General features: G+C 72.3%; 18 protein-coding genes. 7 read left to right on the forward strand and 11 right to left on the reverse strand.

Annotation, left to right across the window (positions count from 1 at the left end):
- The first annotated feature begins 186 nt into the window (after positions 1–186).
- Positions 187–1,410 carry an aminotransferase-like domain-containing protein gene (locus CHR28_RS29895; RefSeq protein ID WP_094056832.1) on the forward strand — a complete coding sequence of 408 codons (1,224 nt, stop codon included), beginning with the start codon at positions 187–189 and terminating at the stop codon, positions 1,408–1,410.
- A gap of 10 nt (positions 1,411–1,420) precedes the next feature.
- Here CHR28_RS29895 and CHR28_RS29900 read toward each other — a convergent pair whose 3' ends face one another.
- The 3 genes from CHR28_RS29900 to CHR28_RS29910 are packed head-to-tail and all read right to left on the reverse strand — an operon-like array spanning position 1,421 to position 3,927.
- Positions 1,421–2,206, reverse strand: coding sequence for a DUF4253 domain-containing protein (locus tag CHR28_RS29900; RefSeq protein ID WP_094056833.1), 786 nt, complete (start codon positions 2,204–2,206; stop codon positions 1,421–1,423).
- 45 nt (positions 2,207–2,251) lie between these two features.
- Positions 2,252–3,103 (reverse strand): helix-turn-helix domain-containing protein, encoded by an 852-nt coding sequence (locus tag CHR28_RS29905; protein WP_094056834.1) that lies wholly within the window; start codon positions 3,101–3,103, stop codon positions 2,252–2,254.
- Positions 3,100–3,927: a peptidoglycan-binding protein gene (locus CHR28_RS29910; RefSeq protein ID WP_094056835.1), complete on the reverse strand. Its 828-nt coding sequence runs from the start codon at positions 3,925–3,927 to the stop codon at positions 3,100–3,102. The genes CHR28_RS29905 and CHR28_RS29910 overlap by 4 nt, the downstream gene beginning before the upstream one ends.
- A 313-nt stretch (positions 3,928–4,240) precedes the next feature.
- Between CHR28_RS29910 and CHR28_RS29915 the strand changes: the two genes are divergently transcribed.
- A complete protein-coding gene (locus CHR28_RS29915) occupies positions 4,241–4,618 on the forward strand; it encodes a peptidase inhibitor family I36 protein (RefSeq protein WP_256984490.1) in 378 nt (125 codons plus the stop codon).
- Positions 4,619–4,730: 112 nt separating this feature from the next.
- Here the strand turns inward: CHR28_RS29915 and argS are convergent, their stop codons facing one another.
- On the reverse strand, positions 4,731–6,494 hold the full coding sequence (argS, locus tag CHR28_RS29920; RefSeq protein WP_094056837.1) for an arginine--tRNA ligase: 1,764 nt from the start codon (positions 6,492–6,494) through the stop codon (positions 4,731–4,733).
- 148 nt (positions 6,495–6,642) lie between these two features.
- Here argS and lysS point away from each other — a divergent pair, with 148 nt between their 5' ends.
- Positions 6,643–8,391, forward strand: a complete 1,749-nt coding sequence (gene lysS, locus CHR28_RS29925) for a lysine--tRNA ligase (protein ID WP_094056838.1) — start codon at positions 6,643–6,645, stop codon at positions 8,389–8,391.
- A gap of 71 nt (positions 8,392–8,462) precedes the next feature.
- On the opposite strand, the gene CHR28_RS29930 is transcribed toward lysS, so the two are convergent.
- The 3 genes from CHR28_RS29930 to CHR28_RS29940 all read right to left on the reverse strand — a co-directional run bounded on the left by CHR28_RS29930 (position 8,463) and on the right by CHR28_RS29940 (position 11,690).
- On the reverse strand, positions 8,463–9,719 hold the full coding sequence (locus CHR28_RS29930) for a DUF2637 domain-containing protein (protein WP_256984491.1): 1,257 nt from the start codon (positions 9,717–9,719) through the stop codon (positions 8,463–8,465).
- 124 nt (positions 9,720–9,843) lie between these two features.
- A complete protein-coding gene (locus CHR28_RS29935) occupies positions 9,844–10,737 on the reverse strand; it encodes a DUF3558 domain-containing protein (protein ID WP_256984492.1) in 894 nt (297 codons plus the stop codon).
- Positions 10,738–10,871: 134 nt separating this feature from the next.
- Positions 10,872–11,690 (reverse strand): hypothetical protein, encoded by an 819-nt coding sequence (locus CHR28_RS29940; RefSeq protein ID WP_094056841.1) that lies wholly within the window; start codon positions 11,688–11,690, stop codon positions 10,872–10,874.
- A gap of 171 nt (positions 11,691–11,861) precedes the next feature.
- Between CHR28_RS29940 and CHR28_RS29945 the strand changes: the two genes are divergently transcribed.
- Positions 11,862–13,055: an RtcB family protein gene (locus CHR28_RS29945; RefSeq protein WP_094056842.1), complete on the forward strand. Its 1,194-nt coding sequence runs from the start codon at positions 11,862–11,864 to the stop codon at positions 13,053–13,055.
- 10 nt (positions 13,056–13,065) lie between these two features.
- On the opposite strand, the gene CHR28_RS29950 is transcribed toward CHR28_RS29945, so the two are convergent.
- A complete protein-coding gene (locus tag CHR28_RS29950) occupies positions 13,066–13,842 on the reverse strand; it encodes an SDR family NAD(P)-dependent oxidoreductase (protein ID WP_094056843.1) in 777 nt (258 codons plus the stop codon).
- A gap of 118 nt (positions 13,843–13,960) precedes the next feature.
- Here CHR28_RS29950 and CHR28_RS29955 point away from each other — a divergent pair, with 118 nt between their 5' ends.
- On the forward strand, positions 13,961–14,395 hold the full coding sequence (locus tag CHR28_RS29955; RefSeq protein WP_094056844.1) for an ester cyclase: 435 nt from the start codon (positions 13,961–13,963) through the stop codon (positions 14,393–14,395).
- Positions 14,396–14,417: 22 nt separating this feature from the next.
- Here CHR28_RS29955 and CHR28_RS29960 read toward each other — a convergent pair whose 3' ends face one another.
- Both CHR28_RS29960 and CHR28_RS29965 read right to left on the reverse strand, forming a co-directional pair.
- On the reverse strand, positions 14,418–14,753 hold the full coding sequence (locus tag CHR28_RS29960; RefSeq protein WP_094056845.1) for a YnfA family protein: 336 nt from the start codon (positions 14,751–14,753) through the stop codon (positions 14,418–14,420).
- Positions 14,754–14,790: 37 nt separating this feature from the next.
- Positions 14,791–15,198, reverse strand: a complete 408-nt coding sequence (locus tag CHR28_RS29965; RefSeq protein WP_094056846.1) for a winged helix-turn-helix transcriptional regulator — start codon at positions 15,196–15,198, stop codon at positions 14,791–14,793.
- Between the two features lie 124 nt (positions 15,199–15,322).
- Here CHR28_RS29965 and CHR28_RS29970 point away from each other — a divergent pair, with 124 nt between their 5' ends.
- Positions 15,323–16,213: an NADP-dependent oxidoreductase gene (locus CHR28_RS29970; RefSeq protein WP_094056847.1), complete on the forward strand. Its 891-nt coding sequence runs from the start codon at positions 15,323–15,325 to the stop codon at positions 16,211–16,213.
- Between the two features lie 229 nt (positions 16,214–16,442).
- Here CHR28_RS29970 and CHR28_RS29975 read toward each other — a convergent pair whose 3' ends face one another.
- Positions 16,443–17,267 (reverse strand): helix-turn-helix domain-containing protein, encoded by an 825-nt coding sequence (locus tag CHR28_RS29975; protein ID WP_094056848.1) that lies wholly within the window; start codon positions 17,265–17,267, stop codon positions 16,443–16,445.
- Between the two features lie 62 nt (positions 17,268–17,329).
- Here CHR28_RS29975 and CHR28_RS29980 point away from each other — a divergent pair, with 62 nt between their 5' ends.
- Entirely contained in the window at positions 17,330–17,962 is a 633-nt protein-coding gene (locus tag CHR28_RS29980; RefSeq protein ID WP_094056849.1) for a TIGR03086 family metal-binding protein, read from the forward strand.
- The last annotated feature ends 1 nt before the right edge of the window (position 17,963 follow it).

Consider the following 17,963-nt stretch of genomic DNA (forward strand, 5'->3'; position numbering starts at 1 on the left):
GTGGGTTCGCGGGCGTTGGCATGCGGCTCTCTCCGTGCGGCGGCTGTCGACGGAAGAGCGTACGGGCGCGGAGGTCCGGCGGACCGGCGGCCGGGTGGCTGTCCGTATTCCGGAAGTCTGCTTGTAGGCAGCATGTATGTCCCTAGGCTGCGGGCACGTCGTCGCCGCTGTCGAAGGAGCCGTGTCATGACCGTCGCCGAGAGCGTTCCCGTCCACTCGCCCGTGCCGCCGCTGGCCGGGCGGGCGCGGGTGGTCGGTGGTTCTCCCGTGCGGGACATCCTCGCCGTCACCGCGCGCCCGGAAGTGATCAACTTCGCGGGCGGGCTGCCGGCGCCGGAGCTGTTCGACGCGGAGGGCATCGCCGACTCCTACCGGGCGGTGCTGGCCGAGCAGCCCGCGCGGGCGCTGCAGTACTCCACGACCGAGGGCGATCCCGCGCTGCGGGCCGCCCTGGCCGCCCGCACCACCGCCCGCGGGCTGCCCACCGGACCCGACGACCTGCTCGTCACCACCGGCTCCCAGCAGGCCCTCTCGCTGCTGGCCACGGCCCTGCTCGAACCCGGGGACACCGTCCTCGTCGAGAACCCCTGCTATCTGGCGGCGCTGCAGGCCTTCGGGTTCGCCGGAGCCCGGATCGTGCCCGTGCCCGGCGACGAGCACGGGCTCGACCCCGAGGCGCTGGAGGAACTGGTGGTGCGCGAGCGGCCCAAGCTGCTCTACACCGTGCCCACCTTCCAGAACCCCACCGGCCGTACGCTGCCCGCCGACCGGCGCGCGGCCGTGGCCGCCGTCGCCGCCCGGCGCGGGCTGTGGATCGTCGAGGACGACCCCTACGGCGAGCTGCGCTACGAGGGCGAACGCCTGCCCTGGATCGCCTCCCGGCCGGGCGCCGAGGACCGCACGGTGCTGCTGGGCAGCTTCTCCAAGGTGATGGCGCCCGGGCTGCGGCTGGGCTGGCTGCGGGCGCCCGCGGAGCTGCGGCGGGCCTGTGCCGTCGCCAAGCAGGCCGCCGACCTGCACACCCCGACCGTCAACCAGCTCGCCGCCGCCCGCTACCTCGCCGACCACGACCTGGACGCCCACGTCAGGCGCGTCGCCGGGGTCTACCGCGCACGCCGTGACGCCATGCTCGCCGGGCTGGCCGGGGCGCTGCCCGAGGGCTCGGCCTGGGACCGGCCCGAGGGCGGCATGTTCCTCTGGGCGCGGCTGCCGGAGCCGTACGACACGACCGCGCTGCTGCCGCGCGTGGTGCGGCACGACGTGGCCTACGTCCCGGGCGCCCCCTTCCACGCGGGCCGGCCCGACCGGAGGACCCTGCGGCTGTGCTTCGTCACGCAGACCCCGGAGGAGATCGGCGAAGGGCTGCGCAGGCTGGGCGAGGGGCTGCGGGAGGGTGCGGCGGAGGTCTAGGACCCGGCGGTCAGTCCCACCAGAAGTGCCAGGTCCGGCCGCCGAGGACCTGCTGCTCGGCGTAGGCCCGCAGGGACGGCTGCCTGCCGTGCCGGATGGTGTCCGGGCAGAACGCGACGTGCTCGGCGGCGACGGCCTCCGCGTCGGCGAGCGTGACCGGCGGGGCGGCGACCGACACCAGCAGATGGTCGAAGCCGAGCGCCGTGACGCGTATGCCGAAGCGGTCCTCCCAGTCGCGCAGGACCGCGCCGAGCCGGGCCGCGTCGCCCTCGTGGTGCACCGCGCCGGTCCAGCCGATCGCCGCCGGGATGTCGGCGCTGCGGCGGGCCGGGACGAGGGCCAGGCGCGGGTCCTTCAGGGGGCCGCCCGCGTCCAGCAGGGCCTCCGCGACGTCGGCGGCCACCGTGTCCGGGTCCCGTCCCGCCGGGGGCGCGGTGTCGGCGCCCGGCCAGGGGGCGCCGTCCGCCGCGTGCTCCTGCCAGTACTCCGCGAGGACCTCCCCGGCGTCGTGGTCCCCCGGGTACGACATGTCCGCGGGGGCCAGCTCCCAGCGGTCCGGGCCGCCGTGGCCGCCGCCGACGTCGAGTACGACCGGCAGCAGACCCTTGCGCCGGGCCGGCTCCAGCTCCCGCCAGTCACCCGGCCGGGCCCGCTCCCGCGCGCACCACAGCAACGGCTCGTGCCAGGGCCCCTCGGCCGTGGTGTCGACGAACGCACCGGCGGGCAGCCGCAGTCCGAGCGCGCGGCCGCCGGGGTCCGCCGCCAGGGTGGGCAGGGGGTTCGGGAGAGTCGCCATGGGGGTGACTGTAGGGCCGGCCACTGACAACGCGGCCGGCCGTCCTCACAGGCGTGCCTCGAAGCACTCGCCCCGGGCTCCCGTCACCGGGTGGAAGCAGGCGCGCAGCACCGTGCCCGAACGGGCCGCGGTCATGGGCGTGTAGACGTACGACTGCGCGGCCAGACCGTCGGTGATCTCGGCGGAGTGCGGCCGGCCGGCACCCGCCGCGTTCAGCTCCAGGCGGTCGCCGATGCGCGTGCTCCACATCCGCGCCCAGCCGGCCCCGCACTTGGCGCTGTAGCGCAGTTCGAGGTGGGCCCCCGTGGCCGTGCGGTGCGAGGCGAGGGTGAGCGGGTCCGTGCCGCACTTCATGAGCATCGGGCTCCCGCCCTCGCAGGCGCTGCCCCGGCAGCGGGGCGCCGGGACCGACGGCGACGGCGACGGCGGGCGGGGTTCCGTGGACTGGCCCGCGAGCAGCACCAGGGCGACCGCGAGACCGCCGGCGGCCAGCGCGCACAGCGCGGCCGGCACCGCCATGAACCGGCCCCGGCCGCCCGCCCGTCCGCCCCGCGCGACCACCTGCGCGCCCGGCGGCTGTGACACGGCCGGGGACGCGCGGGGGGCCTCGGGGCCGGGCGGCGGCGCGGCGGCCCGCCCGCTCCACTCCGACTCCGCCAGCTCCCACAGCGCCAGACACCGGCCCTCCGGCTCGCCCGCCAGCCGGCACAACTCCCGTACCGCCTGGTCCGGCGGCAGCGTCTTGCCGTTGAGATAACGCTCCCAGGACGACTTGCTGAAGGTCGTCCTGTCCGCCAGGGCCGCCAGACTCAGACCCGTGCCGTCCTTCAACTCCCGGAGCCTGCACACCAGTCGGGCACGCTCCGGGGGCAGCCCGGCCGGCGGGGTCGGTGTCATTCCCGCAGCGCCTTCCAGGTGTGCGGGCCGATGATGCCGTCCACGACCAGACCGGAGCGCTTCTGCAGGTCCCTGACCGCGCGTTCGGTGTGCGGGCCGAAGATGCCGTCGACGGCCCCCGGCGCAAGCCCCGCCTCCCGCAGCAGGCACTGGGCCTCGGCGACCTCCGGGCCCGCGTGCCCCTTCGCCAGGACGGCTTTCACGGTGCGGCTGTTGCCCGCGTACCACCGGCCGTCGATCCGCTGTGAGCGGCAGGTGTACACCGGGCGTTGCGACTCCCGGGCCGCTGCCGGGGCCGACGACACCGTGGCGGTGGGCGGGTCGGCCGCCACCGGCTCCTCGCCGTCCGTGAGCCGCACCGCCAGCAGGACCGCCGCGGCGACCGCCAGCACCAGCGCGACCGAACCGGCGACCAGCGTGACGCGCAGCGCCCGCCCGTGTGCCCCGGCCGGACCCGCCTCCGGACCCGGCTCCCAGTCCATATGCGGGTGCGCCTTCAAGTCCGCCCCCGGGTCCGCCGGCGCCGGTGGGCGCGGTTCCGGCGTCACGTCCGGGGTCCTGCCCCACACCTCGGCCGCGACCTCGTGCAGCGCCAGCAGCCGGACCGGGTCGTCACCGCCGAGCCGGGCGATCGCCTCGACGGCCTCCCGGGACGGCAGCGACCTGCCGGACAGGTACCGCTCCCAGGACGACGTGCTGTAGCCCGTCTTCGCGGCCAGCCGGCGCAGGCTCAGTCCGCTGCGGTCCTTGACCCGGCGCAGCCCCACCACCAACTGGCGGACCCGCGGGTCGAGTTCTTCGGGCAGCCCTTTCCAACGCGACATGTTCCCCCACTCGCGTTCGCGCGGACCGTGGTCAGCGGTCCCTCACCGCCGCATTCTGCAACAGCATCCACGCGGAGCCCCGTACAACGGTTCCGTTGCCCCCGCCCGCCCCCTCCCGATTCGGCCACGCCCCACCGTGAGCGTCCCGCCGCACCGTCCCGGCGCAGGACGTCCCCGCAGGTCAGTGTGTGGGACGTCCCGCGAGGACGTCACTTTCGGGGCGATGGTGGCGGATCGGGGCCCGGGAGCCGCAGTCTCGTTCCCGAGCCGGCCGGTGCGGTCGGCCGACCACGAAGGGGGACACACCATGCGTATGACCGACAGGTTCGCCGTCCTGGCCGGGGGCCTCGCGCTGACGGGCGGTCTGCTGGCCGGCACCGCGGGTACGGCCGGTGCGGCACCGGCCGCGCCGCAGGCCGCCTCGGACTGTCCGTCGGGCTGGTTCTGCGTCTGGGCCGGGCAGAACTACACGGGCCGTATGCAGAAGGTCGCCGGCACCAACAAGGACCTGACCCAGTTCGCCGTGTTCCAGAACTTCAAGTCCTGGTACAACCACGGCGCGTCCTGCGACTTCAAGTGGTTCTCGGAGAAGAACCACGGCGGTTCCAGCGGCATCGTCCCGCGGGGCTACAAGGAGACCGGCAGCGTGAGCCGCTACATGAAGTCCAACACGTGGGTGAACTGCCGGTGATCCACGGCTCCTGAAAACGCCGAGGGCGACACTCACGGGGGAGTGCCGCCCTCGGTCCGGCCGTGCGTCCCGGTCCCGGCCGTGCGTCCCGGCCGTGCGTCCGGGTCCGGGCTCAGAGCCGCTCGGGCGTCCGGATGCCCAGCAGGGACATGCCCCGGTGCAGCGTGCGGGCCGTGATGTCGCACAGGAACAGGCGGTTCTCGACCTGCTGCGGCGTCTCGGCCTTCAGCACCGGGCACTTGTCGTAGAACGTCGTGTACAGCGACGCCAGTTGGTACAGGTACGCCGTCATCTTGTGCGGGGCGTACTCCCTCGCCGCCTCCGTCACCGTCTCCGCGAACGCGTCCAGGTGCAGGCCCAGGGCGCGCTCCGCCGCGTGCAGCTCCAGCTCCGGGTGGGCGGCGGGCCTCACCTCGCCGGCCTTGCGCAGGATGGACTGGATCCGGGCGTAGGCGTACTGCAGGTAGACCGACGTGTCGCCGTTGAGCGAGACCATCTGGTCCAGGTCGAACTTGTAGTCCCGGTTGGCCGACGTCGACAGGTCCGCGTACTTCACCGCGCCGACCCCCACCTGGGCGCCCCGCTCGGCGATCTCCTCCTCGGAGAGGTCCTGGGCCTTCTCCCGGACCACCGCCGAGGCGCGGTCGATCGCCTCGTCCAGCAGGTCGACCAGGCGGACCGTCTCGCCCTCACGGGTCTTGAACGGCTTGCCGTCCTTGCCGAGGACCGTGCCGAAGGCCAGCTGGTACGCCTTCACGTCGTCGTTGAGCCAGCCCGCCTTGCGGGCCGTCTCGAAGACCATCTTGAAGTGCAGGGACTGGCGGGCGTCCACCACGTAGATCAGGGAGTCGGCCTTCAGGTTGAAGACGCGGTCCCGGATCGCCGACAGGTCCGTCGCCGCGTAGCCGTAGCCGCCGTCCGACTTCTGCACGATCAGCGGGACCGGCTTGCCGTCGGGGCCCTTGATGTCGTCGAAGAAGACGCACAGCGCGCCCTCGGAGCGGACCGCGACCCCGGACTCCTCCAGCAGGCGGCAGGTCTCGGCGAGCATGTCGTTGTAGCCGGACTCGCCGACGATGTCCGCGTCGCGGATCTCCATGTCCAGCTTCTCGAAGACGGAGAAGAAGTAGATCTTCGACTCGTCGACGAACTTCTGCCACATGGCGAGGGTCTTCTCGTCGCCCGCCTGGAGGTCCACCACCCGGCGCCGGGCCCGTGTCTTGAACTCCTCGTCGGAGTCGAACAGCTTGCGGGAGGCCTTGTAGAGGCGGTCGAGGTTCGACATCGCCTCCTCGCCGGACACCTCGGCCGACCCGTGGTCCAGCTCGTGCGGGTGCTCGTCCAGGTACTGGATGAGCATGCCGAACTGGGTGCCCCAGTCGCCGATGTGGTGACGCCGGACCACGTTCTCGCCCGTGAACTCCAGCAGCTGCACCACCGCGTCGCCGATCACGGCGGACCGCAGGTGACCGACGTGCATCTCCTTCGCCACGTTCGGCTGCGCGTAGTCGATCACCGTCGTGCCCGGGTTCTCCGCCCGCGGCACGCCGAGGCGGCCCGTGTCGTCCGCGTACCGCGCGGACAGGTTCTCGGTGATCGCCCGGTCGGAGACCGTGATGTTGAGGAAGCCCGGCCCGGACACCTCGATGTCCTCGAGCAGCCCGCCCGACTCCACCTGCGCGACGACCTGCGTCGCCAGCTCCCGCGGGTTGGCCTTCTCCTTCTTGGCGAGGGCCAGGATCCCGTTGGCCTGGAAGTCCGCCCGGTCGCTTCGTCGCAGCAGCGGGTCCGCGGAGCCGGCCTGCGGCAGAGCTGCCGACAGGGCCGCCGCGAGGCGCTGGTGGACGGAGTCGCTGAGGGACGTGACCGAGGCCATGGGCGAGGGTGCCGTTCTCCTGGGGGATTCGATGGACCCGGCCAGTATCCCACGGGGGTAAAGCCGTTTTTCCGGGCGCGGGCCGGTCTGGGACAATGGGGCGGTCAGCCGTGCGACCGTACCGGCTGCCCGATGCAGAAAGAAGGACGTGCCGATCGTGGCTCAGAGCACCGAGACCACCGACTGGGTCTCCCGTTTCGCGGATGAGGTCATCGAGGAGTCGGAGCGCCGGGCCCCGGGCAAACCCGTCGTCGTCGCGTCCGGCCTCTCCCCGTCGGGCCCCATCCACCTCGGCAACCTCCGCGAGGTCATGACCCCGCACCTCGTCGCCGACGAGATCCGCCGCCGGGGCCACCAGGTGCGCCACCTGATCTCCTGGGACGACTACGACCGCTACCGCAAGGTGCCCAAGGGCATCGCCGGAGTGGACGAGGAGGAGTGGCAGGCGCACATCGGCAAGCCGCTGACGTCCGTGCCCGCGCCGAAGGGCTCCGCGCACGCGAACTGGGCCGAGCACTTCAAGGCCGCGATGATCGAGTCGCTGGCCGAGCTCGGCGTCGAGTTCGACGGGATCAGCCAGACCGAGCAGTACACCTCCGGTGTGTACCGCGAGCAGATCCTGCACGCCATGAAGCACCGCGGCGACATCGACGCCATCCTCGACCAGTACCGCACCAAGAAGGCCCCGGCCAAGAAGCAGCAGGGGCAGAAGCCGGTCGACGAGGCCGAGCTGGAGGCCGCCGAGGGCTCCGGCGCCGCCGCCGAGGACGACGGCAGCTCCGGCTCCGCCGGGTACTTCCCGTACAAGCCGTACTGCGGCAACTGCGAGAAGGACCTCACCACCGTCACGTCCTACGACGACGACTCCACCGAGCTGACCTACGCCTGCACGGCGTGCGGCTTCTCGGAGACGGTCCGGCTGAACGAGTTCAACCGCGGCAAGCTGGTCTGGAAGGTCGACTGGCCCATGCGGTGGGCGTACGAGGGCGTGATCTTCGAGCCCTCCGGCGTCGACCACTCCTCGCCGGGCTCGTCGTTCCAGGTCGGCGGGCAGATCGTCGGCATCTTCGGCGGCAAGCAGCCCATCGGCCCCATGTACGCCTTCGTCGGCATCTCCGGCATGGCCAAGATGTCCTCCTCCAAGGGCGGGGTGCCCACCCCGGCCGACGCCCTGAAGATCATGGAGCCGCAGCTGCTGCGCTGGCTCTACGCCCGCCGCCGGCCCAACCAGTCCTTCAAGGTCGCCTTCGACCAGGAGATCCAGCGGCTCTACGACGAGTGGGACCGGCTCGACGCCAAGGTCGCCGACGGCAGCGCCCTGCCGGCCGACGTGGCCGCGCACTCCCGCGCGGTGCGCACCGCCGCCGGTGAGCTGCCGCGCACGCCCCGGCCGCTGCCGTACCGGACACTCGCGTCCGTCGCGGACATCACCGCCGGGCACGAGGACCAGGCGCTGCGCATCCTCAGCGAACTCGACCCGGACCAGCCGCTGACCTCGCTCGACGAGGCCCGCCCGCGGTACGACAAGGCCGAGGCCTGGATCAACACCCACGTCCCCGCCGACCAGCGCACCATCGTGCGCGACGAGCCCGACACCGAGCTGCTGAAGTCGCTCGACGAGCAGGGCCGCGCCTCCCTGCGGCTGCTGCTCGACGGACTCGCCGACCACTGGTCGCTCGACGGGCTGACCCACCTCGTCTACGGCGTGCCCAAGGTGCAGGCCGGCTTCTCCGCCGACGCCACGCCGAAGGAGCTGCCGCCGGAGATCAAGACCGCCCAGCGGTCCTTCTTCGCGCTGCTGTACCACCTGCTGGTCGGCCGGGACACCGGGCCGCGGCTGCCCACGCTGCTGCTCGCGGTCGGGCAGGACCGGGTGCGGACCCTGCTCGGCGCGTAACGAGCGGACAGCGAAGAGGGGCCCTCGTCCGAGGGCCCCTCTCTTCTTTCGTTCCGTCTCCTCCGTCGCCGTCAGGCGATGTGGTCCTCCTCCAGCTCCGCCGAGTGGCGCTTCTGGAACCGCTCCACGAGGGACTTCAGCTCACCGGGGCTCAGCGTCGTGCCGTAGGTGGCCTGGATGTTGTCGCCCAGCGCCCGGGGCGTGGGGTAGCTGCCGTCGATCGACTGGCGGAACACCTGGTAGTACGCCTCCTCGTCCGGCTCCGGGGCCGGGGGCGTGCCACCGCCCTCGCCGAGCTCGCGCGTGCGGTTCGGGCCCACCGGGATCGGGAAGCTGCCGGTGTCGTCCGCGGACGGCGGCTCACGGTCGTACTCGGGCTGGTACTGCTCGGCCTCCTGCTGCTCCGCGATCCACTGCGCGTAGTGCTCGGCCGGGTCGTAGTCCGGGTCGTAGCCGCCCTGGTACTCGACCTCGCGCGGGGTGTTGAACCACGGGCTCTGGTCCGGCTCGGCGTCCTGGTACGGGTACTCCGCCTCGGGACCGCTGTCGAGCTCCAGGCGCTGCTCGCCGGACGGCGCCGCCCGGCGCGGCTCGGGGGCCGGTCCCGCCGCACGACGGCCCGCCGTCACCTCCGCCTGCGGCGGGGGCGGCGGGATCAGCGCCGGCTCGATGCCGGCCGCCGCCAGCCCCGCCGGGGCCGTCTCCGCCAGCGGCACGCCGTAGCGCGCCAGCCGCAGCGGCATCAGCGACTCCACCGGAGCCTTCCTGCGCCACGCCCGCCCGAAGCGGGAACGCAGCCGCGCCTGGTACACCAGGCGCTCCTGCTCCAGCTTGATCACCTGCTCGTAGGAGCGGAGCTCCCAGAGCTTCATCCGGCGCCACAGCAGGAACGTCGGGACGGGGGAGAGCATCCAGCGGGTGAGGCGGACGCCCTCCATGTGCTTGTCGGCCGTGATGTCGGCGATACGGCCGATCGCGTGCCGGGCCGCCTCGACCGAGACGACGAAGAGGATCGGGATGACCCCGTGCATGCCCACGCCGAGCGGATCCGGCCAGGCCGCGGCGCCGTTGAAGGCGATCGTGGCCGCCGTCAGCAGCCAGGCCGTCTGACGCAGCAGGGGGAACGGGATCCTGATCCACGTCAGGAGCAGGTCCAGGGCCAGCAGGACGCAGATGCCCGCGTCGATGCCGATCGGGAAGACGTAGGAGAAGTTCCCGAAGCCCTTCTTCAGGGCCAACTCGCGGACCGCCGCGTACGAACCGGCGAAGCCGATGCCGGCGATGATCACGGCACCGGCCACGACCACGCCGATGAGAACGCGGTGCATCCGAGTCAGCTGCAGTGGCGCGGCCACCCGTACTCCCCTCCCCTTGCGTGTTGTTGCGCGCAACAGGGTGGCACATGTGTGCGGGGAACGGGTGGCCGGATCCCGTCGGGCTTGTTCGGCCCCGTTACGCGGCCTTCTTGGACGGCGACTTCGACGCGGCCTTCGAGGGCTCGTCCGAGGCGTCACCGGAGGCCGGCTTCGACGCCGACTTCGACGGGGACTTCGACGGCGACTTCGAGGCGGACTTCGACGGGGAGCCGCTCGCCTTGCCGCCACCCGAGCCGTTGGCCTCGGACACCGCCGCGACGGCCTCCTTGGCGGCCTTCTTCGCGTCCTTCAGCAGGTCGTCGGCGCTCGGCGTCTTGTCGCCCGCCAGGCCGGCGCCGTTGTAGTCGAGGGTGACGACCACGTTCTCCACGCGCGCCACGATCGTCTGCTGCTTGAAGGTGCCTTCCTTCTTCTTCAGGTCGTAGTGGACGGCCGTCGCCTGGTCACCCGTACCGGACACCGGCTCCGACTTCACGCCCTTGGCGCCGTCCACGGCCTGCACGTCCTGGACCTGCTTCGCGTAGTACTCCTGGGCCAGCTTGTCGGCCGGGCCGCGGGTGACGTCCGACTCGAAGCGCAGCATCGACACGTTCAGCCAGCGGAACTGCGAGCCCTTCACGCCGTTGTTGTCGAGGCTGTTCCAGGAGCAGCTGGCACGCGTCGAAATATCGTCCGACTTGCCCTCCTTGCCCGACTTGCTCTCCGGGACGAGGTCCTCCAGCGTCTTCTTCGACAACGCCTTGCACGCCTCGGGAAGCTTGCCGTACGCCGCCGCCTCCACGGTCGGCGACGGGCTCGCGGACGCCGACGCGGCGGCCTTCTCGGCCTTGTCCGTGCTCTCGCCGGAGCCGGAGTCCGAGGAGCAGCCGGCGGCGACCAGCATCACGGGGACGGCGGCCGCGCAGACAAGGACGCGGCTCAGACGCTTCGCTCGCTGCTCTCGCTCTTCTCGCTGTGCTCGTCGCTGCATGGTTCCTTCACTCATGACGCTCGTGGTTCCCTGCGGTCGGAACGGGTCCGAGTGGTCACCGTACGCGGTGAGGCAGCGGTGTGTTCTTCCTTCGGGTGCTTTGCGGGCGCCCGTGAAGGGGCGGTGAAAGGGCCTCAGCCGCTCAGCGAATCCGCCAGCCGGGAGGCCAGTTTCTGGGCCCTGTCCTGCATTTCTCCGCTGTCCGGGACCACGCCCACGGCCGCCGGCTGCTCCACGTACTCGATGGTCACGATGACGTTGGACGTGCGGAACGCCACAGTCACCGTCCGCTGCTTGGCGGTCGAACCGGAACTGCTCAGCTCGTCGTCGAGGAACGCCTCGTCGCCCAGGTCCTCCAGCACGCGCGGCCGGAGCTCCGTCGGGGTCGTGGACGGCGATCCGCTCGGCGATCCGCTCGGGGAGTCGCTGGGCGATCCGCTCGGGGCGGCCGAGGCGCCGCCCGCGGGGGTGCTGCCCGCGGCGGCCGACTCCGTGGTGGTCGGCTCGGGCAGGTGGGCCGCCGCCTCCTGCTCCGCGAACAGCTGCTCGGCCTGGCTGTCGTCGCTGACGGCGTTGTCGTAGGAGACGACCCGCTCGAAGTCGACGAGCAGGTGGTCCGTGGCGTCCCGGGAGTCGACCTTCCAGCGGCAGCCGACCTTGCGGTCGGTGTCGAACGTCGACGTCGGCGTGCCCTCGTAGGCCCGCTCGCGCTGCTCCTCGTCGGCGATCTGCCGGATGCCGGGCAGGAGTTCGTCGAGGGTGCCCTCGCCGACCGCGGTGCACGGCTCGGGCAGCGTGCGGTAGCGGCCGGGCTCGGCGGCGGGGGACGCCGTGCCCGTGTCACCCGGGTTGGAGTCGTCCGTGGTGCCGCCGTCGCCCGAGGCGCCGGTGCAGCCCGCCAGCAGCACCGCGAGGAGCGCGGCGATACCGGACGCGTACGCCTTCCGTTGCACGTGGTGGCTCCTCTCGACGCGGAAATCGGCTTGCCGCCGTGGGGCGGCCGATGAACACAATGTGTATCGCACGCACTGCCGTGGACGCCGGTCCGGAATCCCTTTCGTCGACCTTGGCTCCGGTATTTGCTCTTGAGGACTTCTGCTCGTTTACGGGGGATTGAGGACGTTATGTCGTATGTAGAGATACCTGGTGCGAAGGTGCCGATCCGGATGTGGGCCGACCCGGCCACGGTCGAGAACGGCGCGCTCCAGCAGCTCCGCAACGTCGCCACGCTGCCGTGGATCAAGGGCCTGGCCGTCATGCCCGACGTGCACTACGGCAAGGGCGCGACGGTCGGCTCGGTCATCGCCATGCGGGGCGCGGTGTGCCCGGCGGCGGTCGGCGTCGACATCGGCTGCGGAATGTCGGCGGTGAAGACGTCCCTGACGGCCAACGACCTGCCCGGCGACCTGTCCCGCCTGCGCTCGCGCATCGAGCAGGTGATCCCGGTGGGCCGCGGCATGCACGACGACCCGGTCGACCCCGGTCGCCTGCACGGCTTCGGCACGGCGGGGTGGGACGACTTCTGGGGCCGTTTCGACGGGGTGGCGGAGGCGGTCAGGTTCCGCTCGGAACGCGCTGCCAAGCAGATGGGGACGCTCGGATCCGGCAATCATTACATAGAACTGCTGTTCGATGACGAGGGTTCGGTGTGGCTGATCCTGCACTCCGGTTCCAGGAACATCGGCAAGGAACTGGCCGAGCATCACATCGGCGTGGCCCAGAAGCTCCCGCACAACCAGGGCCTGGTCGACCGGGACCTGGCCGTCTTCGTCGCGGACACCCCGCAGATGGCGGCCTACCGCAACGACCTGTTCTGGGCGCAGGAGTACGCCAAGTACAACCGCTCGATCATGATGGCGCTCCTGAAGGACGTCGTCCGCAAGGAGTTCAAGAAGGCCAAGCCGACCTTCGAGCCGGAGATCTCCTGCCACCACAACTACGTGGCGGAGGAGCGGTACGAGGGCATGGACCTGCTCGTGACCCGCAAGGGAGCGATCCGGGCGGGTTCCGGCGAGTACGGGATCATCCCGGGCTCCATGGGCACGGGTTCGTACATCGTGAAGGGCCTCGGCAACGAGAAGTCCTTCAACTCCGCGTCGCACGGCGCGGGCCGGCGCATGAGCCGCAACGCGGCCAAGCGCCGGTTCTCGACGAAGGACCTGGAGGAGCAGACGCGGGGCGTGGAGTGCCGCAAGGACTCCGGTGTCGTGGACGAGATCCCGGGTGCCTACAAGCCGATCGAGCAGGTCATCGACCAGCAGCGCGATCTGGTGGAGGTGGTGGCGCAGATCAAGCAGGTCGTCTGCGTCAAGGGCTGACCGGCCGGCGCTACGCCTCCCGGTGGACCTTCGTGTTCGACGCCTGGGCTCGGGGGCGGACCACCAGGAGGTCGATGTTGACGTGGGCGGGGCGGGTGACCGCCCAGGTGATGGTGTCGGCCACGTCGTCTGCGGTGAGGGGGGCGGCGACGCCCTCGTAGACCTTGGCCGCCTTCTCCTCGTCGCCGCCGAAGCGGGTCAGGGCGAACTCGTCCGTCCTGACCATGCCGGGGGCGATCTCGATGACGCGGACCGGCTGTCCGACGATCTCCAGGCGCAGCGTCTCGGCCAGGACGTGGGCGCCGTGCTTGGCGGCGACATAGCCGGCGCCGCCCTCGTAGGTGGCGTGGCCCGCGGTGGAGGAGACGACCACGACCGTGCCGTCGCCGCTCGCGATGAGCTTGGGCAGCAGGGCCTGGGTGAGGTTGAGCGTGCCGATGACGTTCGTCTCGTACATCTGCCGCCAGTCGGCCGGGTCGCCGGTCGCGACCGGGTCGGCGCCGAGCGCTCCGCCCGCGTTGTTCACCAGGACGCCGATGGTCCGGAAAGCGGTGGCGAACTCGTCGACGGCCGCGCGGTCGGTGACGTCCAGCGGGTAGGCCGTGGCCTGGTGGCCCGCCGCGGTGATCTCCTCGGCCAGGGCCTCGATGCGGTCCTTGCGGCGCGCGGTGAGGACCACGCGGTAGCCCGCGGCGGCGAGTTGGCGTGCCGTGGCGGCGCCGATGCCGCTGCTCGCACCGGTGACGACGGCGATGCGGGAGGCTGCGGGCGGGACGGCGGTGGCCATGGGAGCTCCTCGGGTGGGTGGGCCGGCCGGCTGGTGCGCCGGGCTCGCGGCCAGGATAGAAGGGGCCCGTGGTGGGAGAATGAGGGCGGGTGATCCCCTGTCTTCCTGGAGGTGGATCATGGGCGAGGCTCGTGAGGTCATGGACCGGCTCACGGACGCGGTCACCACGCACCCCGATCTGAAGGTCGTCGCCGACCTGTACGCCGAGGACGCGGTCGCCTTCACTCCCGACGAGGGCGAGCTGCGCGGGCGCGACGCCATCGTCGCGTACTGGCGGACGATGACGGAGGCGGTTCCCGGCGCGACGTTCCGGCCGCTGCACTCCTACGAGGCCGGGGACACGGCCATCGACGAGGGGATCTACAGCGGGCGGAACACGGGGCCGCTGGAGCTGCCGAACGGGGAGACGCTGCCTCCGACGCAGAAGGAGGTGCGGATCCGCGGGGTGGACATCGCCACCGTGAAGGACGGGCGGATCGTGGACTACCGGCTGTACTTCGACGAGATGGACTTCCTGGGGCAGTTGGGTCTGCTGCCCGACGAGCCGTTCTGAGCCCCCGGCGGCCTGGCCGCGGTCAGTTCCCCCGCGGGGCGTACATGATGACGGCCATGCCCGCGAGGCAGATCAGCGCGCCCGTGATGTCCCAGCGGTCCGGGCGGTAGCCGTCGGCGACGACGCCCCACAGGATCGAACCGGCGACGAAGATCCCGCCGTAGGCGGCGAGGACGCGGCCGAAGTGGGCGTCGGGCTGGAAGGTCGCGACGAATCCGTAGGCGCCGAGCGCGAGGACGCCGCCGGCCGCCCAGAGCCAGCCTTTGTGCTCGCGCACGCCTTGCCAGACCAGCCAGGCGCCGCCGATCTCCAGCAGCGCGGCGAGGGCGAAGAGGGAGGCGGAGCGCAGTACGGACATGGCGGTCAGCTTCGCATGCCCGGGTGCGGCGCCCGGCTTAGGCGTCGGCGTTCTCCGCGTCGTAGCGCTCCCGGGCGTCCCTGACCTCGTCGAAGTGGGTCTCGGCCCAGTCCTTCACGGCGGTGAGCAGCAGGGCCAGGTTGCTGCCGAGGGGGGTGAGTTCGTAGTCGACGCGGACCGGGACGGACGGGGTGACGCTGCGGGTGAGGATGCCGTCGCGCTCCAGTGAGCGCAGAGTCTGCGTGAGCATCTTGGGGCTCACGCCGGCGATCTTGCGGCCGAGGTCGCTGTAGCGCAGGGGGCCCGGGGCGAGGGCGGAGACGACGAGGCTGACCCACTTGTCGCTGATGCGGTCCAGGAGCTGGTTGGTGGGGCAGCTCTTGAGGAAGGCGTCGTACTCGATGCGGGCCTGTTCGCGCCGCTGGGCCGCGGTCGTGGTCGCCATGGCTCACCTCCGGGGTAGGTACGCACTCCCAGGTAACTACTTACCGATGGATAGTAACTCTTCCTAGGGTTGCGGTCAGTGGCCGGGAGGAGATCCCGGTACCGACGAGCCAAGGGGAGTCGCTGTGCGTGCGGTTGTCGTGAATTCGTTCGGTGGGCCGGAGGCCGTGGAGGTCGTGCGGACGGAGGTGCCGGAGCCGGGTGCCCGGCAGGTGCGGATCAAGGTGGCGGCGGCGGGGCTGAACCCGGTGGACGCCGGGGTGCGGGCCGGGGTCTTCGGGGGAGCGGGGAAGCGGATCGGACTCGGCTGGGACGTCGCCGGGACGGTGGACGCGGTGGGCGTGGCCAGTTCGTGGCGGGTCGGGGACGAGGTGGTGGCGCTCGACTACGGCATGGTCAAGCCGCTGGGCACCCATGCCGAGTACGTCGTCGTGGACACGGACGCCGCGGCGCTCGCGCCCGTCTCGGTGGACGCCGTGCACGCGGCGACGCTGCCGCTGAACGCGCTGACCGCGGCGCAGGCCCTGGATCTGCTGGAGCCGGAGCCGGGGCAGTCGCTGCTGGTGACCGGGGCGGCGGGGGCGGTCGGCGGGTACGCGGTGCGGCTGGCCGCGCACCGGGGGATACCGGTGACGGGGCTGGCGCGGGCGGCGGACGAGGAGTTCGTACGGTCGCTGGGGGCCGCGCATGCCACGGCTGACACGGTCGCCGAGCGGGGCTTCGACGCGGTGCTGGACGCCGCGGTGCTCGGTGAGCCGGCTCTGGCGTGGGTGCGCGACGGGGGCCGCTACCTCGGCCTCATTCCGCAGGCCGAGCCCGCCTCGGTGCGGGGGGTGCGCACCGGTGCGGTCGAGGTCAGCGCGGACGGGGCGCGACTGGCGGAGCTGGTGCGGCTGGTCGACGAGGGGGTGCTGACCACGCGCGTGGCGGAGACGTTCGCCCTGGACGACGCCGCGAAGGCACACGCGCGGCTGGACGAGGGCGGGCTGCGGGGGCGGCTGGTACTGGTGCCCTGAGCGGACGGCGTGCAGGGCGGTCCCCGGCCGCCGAGGGGGTGCGGCTCGGGTCGCCGCCGGGCGGTCGAGGGCGGTGGGCGCGGGGCGGGTGGGGCGTCGGAAGGCTGGTGCGGAGGCCGGTCGTCCCCCGGTCCCCGCCGCGGTCGCCGCCGAGCGGTCCAGCGCCGTGAGCGTGCAGGCGCGGCGGGTCGGTGGGAAGGGGGTGGGGCTGTCGGATCGGCCGGGGGTGTCAGCGGGGTGTGGTCGCTTCCGCCGTGTACGCCGTGGGCGGTACTCCCACCGTGGCCGTGAAGTCGCGTACCAGGTGGGCCTGGTCGGCGTAGCCGAGGTCGGCGGCGAGGGCGGCCCAGTCGACACCGGTGCGGGTGCCGGCCTGTTCCAGGGCCTCGTGAATGCGGTAGCGGAGGATGATCCACTTGGGGCTGACGCCGACCTGGGCCGCGAAGAGCCGTTGCAGCGCCCGTACGGACAGGCCCTGGGCGCGGGCGAAGTCGCCGACGCGGCGCACGGTCCGGTCGGCCCGGATGCGCCGGACCAGGTCGATCGCGAGGTCGGCCTGGGGGTCCCGGGCGCAGGGCAGGGAGAGCAGGAAGGCGTCGAGGGCGGCCACCCGGGCGCGGTCGCCGGCGCCGGTGACGATCGCGCGGACGGTGTCGTCGGTGATCCGCGGGAACACCTCGCGGGCGGGCAGCGCGCGGCCCGTCCACCGGGACGCCGGCGCCCCGGGCGTGTAGGGCCGGAAGCCGCCCGGGCGGAACTTCACCCCGCAGACCCGGCCGCGGCCGGTCAGTTTCCTGGTGTAGAGCCCGAGGGCGACGCCGGTGACCTCGGCGTAGGGCGGTCCTTCGTCCTCGTCCCACTGGAAGGTCAGGTTGACGGACGGGTGCGGGACGATGTGGGAGGCGTAGGGCGCGGGCAGGTCCCAGTCGATCAGCCAGTACCACTCGATGTACCGGCGCAGCGGCTCGGCGGGCTCGTGGCGGCGGAACCGCACGCGGCTGAGCAGCCCGGACGGGTCGACGATCCCGCGGGTGTCGCGACGGGGTGCCTCCATGGCCGGATCGTACGTCGCGTTTCTTCAAGAAGGGCGGCCCCGGTCCTCTCTACGGTCGGGGCATGGACACGAACCATGTGCGGACGTACGGCATCGGTGAACTGCTGGAGCTGGCCCGGGAGCGGGCGGTGCCGGTGGTGCGGGGCATCGGGGACGGGGCACTCGCCGCTCCCACACCCTGTGCCGAGTACGACGTGAAGGCCCTGGTCGACCATCTGTTCCAGGTGATCGTGCAGTTCCAGCGGCTGGCCGCGAAGCAGGCGTCGGACTTCGGTGAGCCGGCCGACGCGGTCTCGGCCGGCCCCGACTGGCGCGAGCGGCTGGCGCGGGAGGCGGAGCGGCTGGTGGCGGCCTGGTCGGCGCCGGGTGCGGAGGAGGGCACGACCGGCGCGATGGGCATGCCCGCGCGGCTGGTCGGCTCGATGGCGCTGCTCGATCTGACGGTGCACGTGTGGGACCTGGCGCGGGCGACGGGCCAGGACGACCCGGGTGCCGACGAGGCGGTGGTCGCGGAGCTGGCCGGCGCGGTGGACGAGCTCGCCCCGACGGCCCGGAGGATGGGCGTCTTCGGGGAGCCGGTGCCCGAGCCGGAGGGCGCGTCGGCGTTCGAGCGGCTGCTGGCGCGGACCGGCAGGAATCCGTCCTGGGAACAATCCGGGGCGGGACGGCGCTCTCCAGGTATGGTTGAACAGTAAA

Origin of the sequence: Streptomyces sp. XY006, assembly GCF_002237655.1 — a bacterium.
Classification (GTDB): domain Bacteria; phylum Actinomycetota; class Actinomycetes; order Streptomycetales; family Streptomycetaceae; genus Streptomyces; species Streptomyces levis.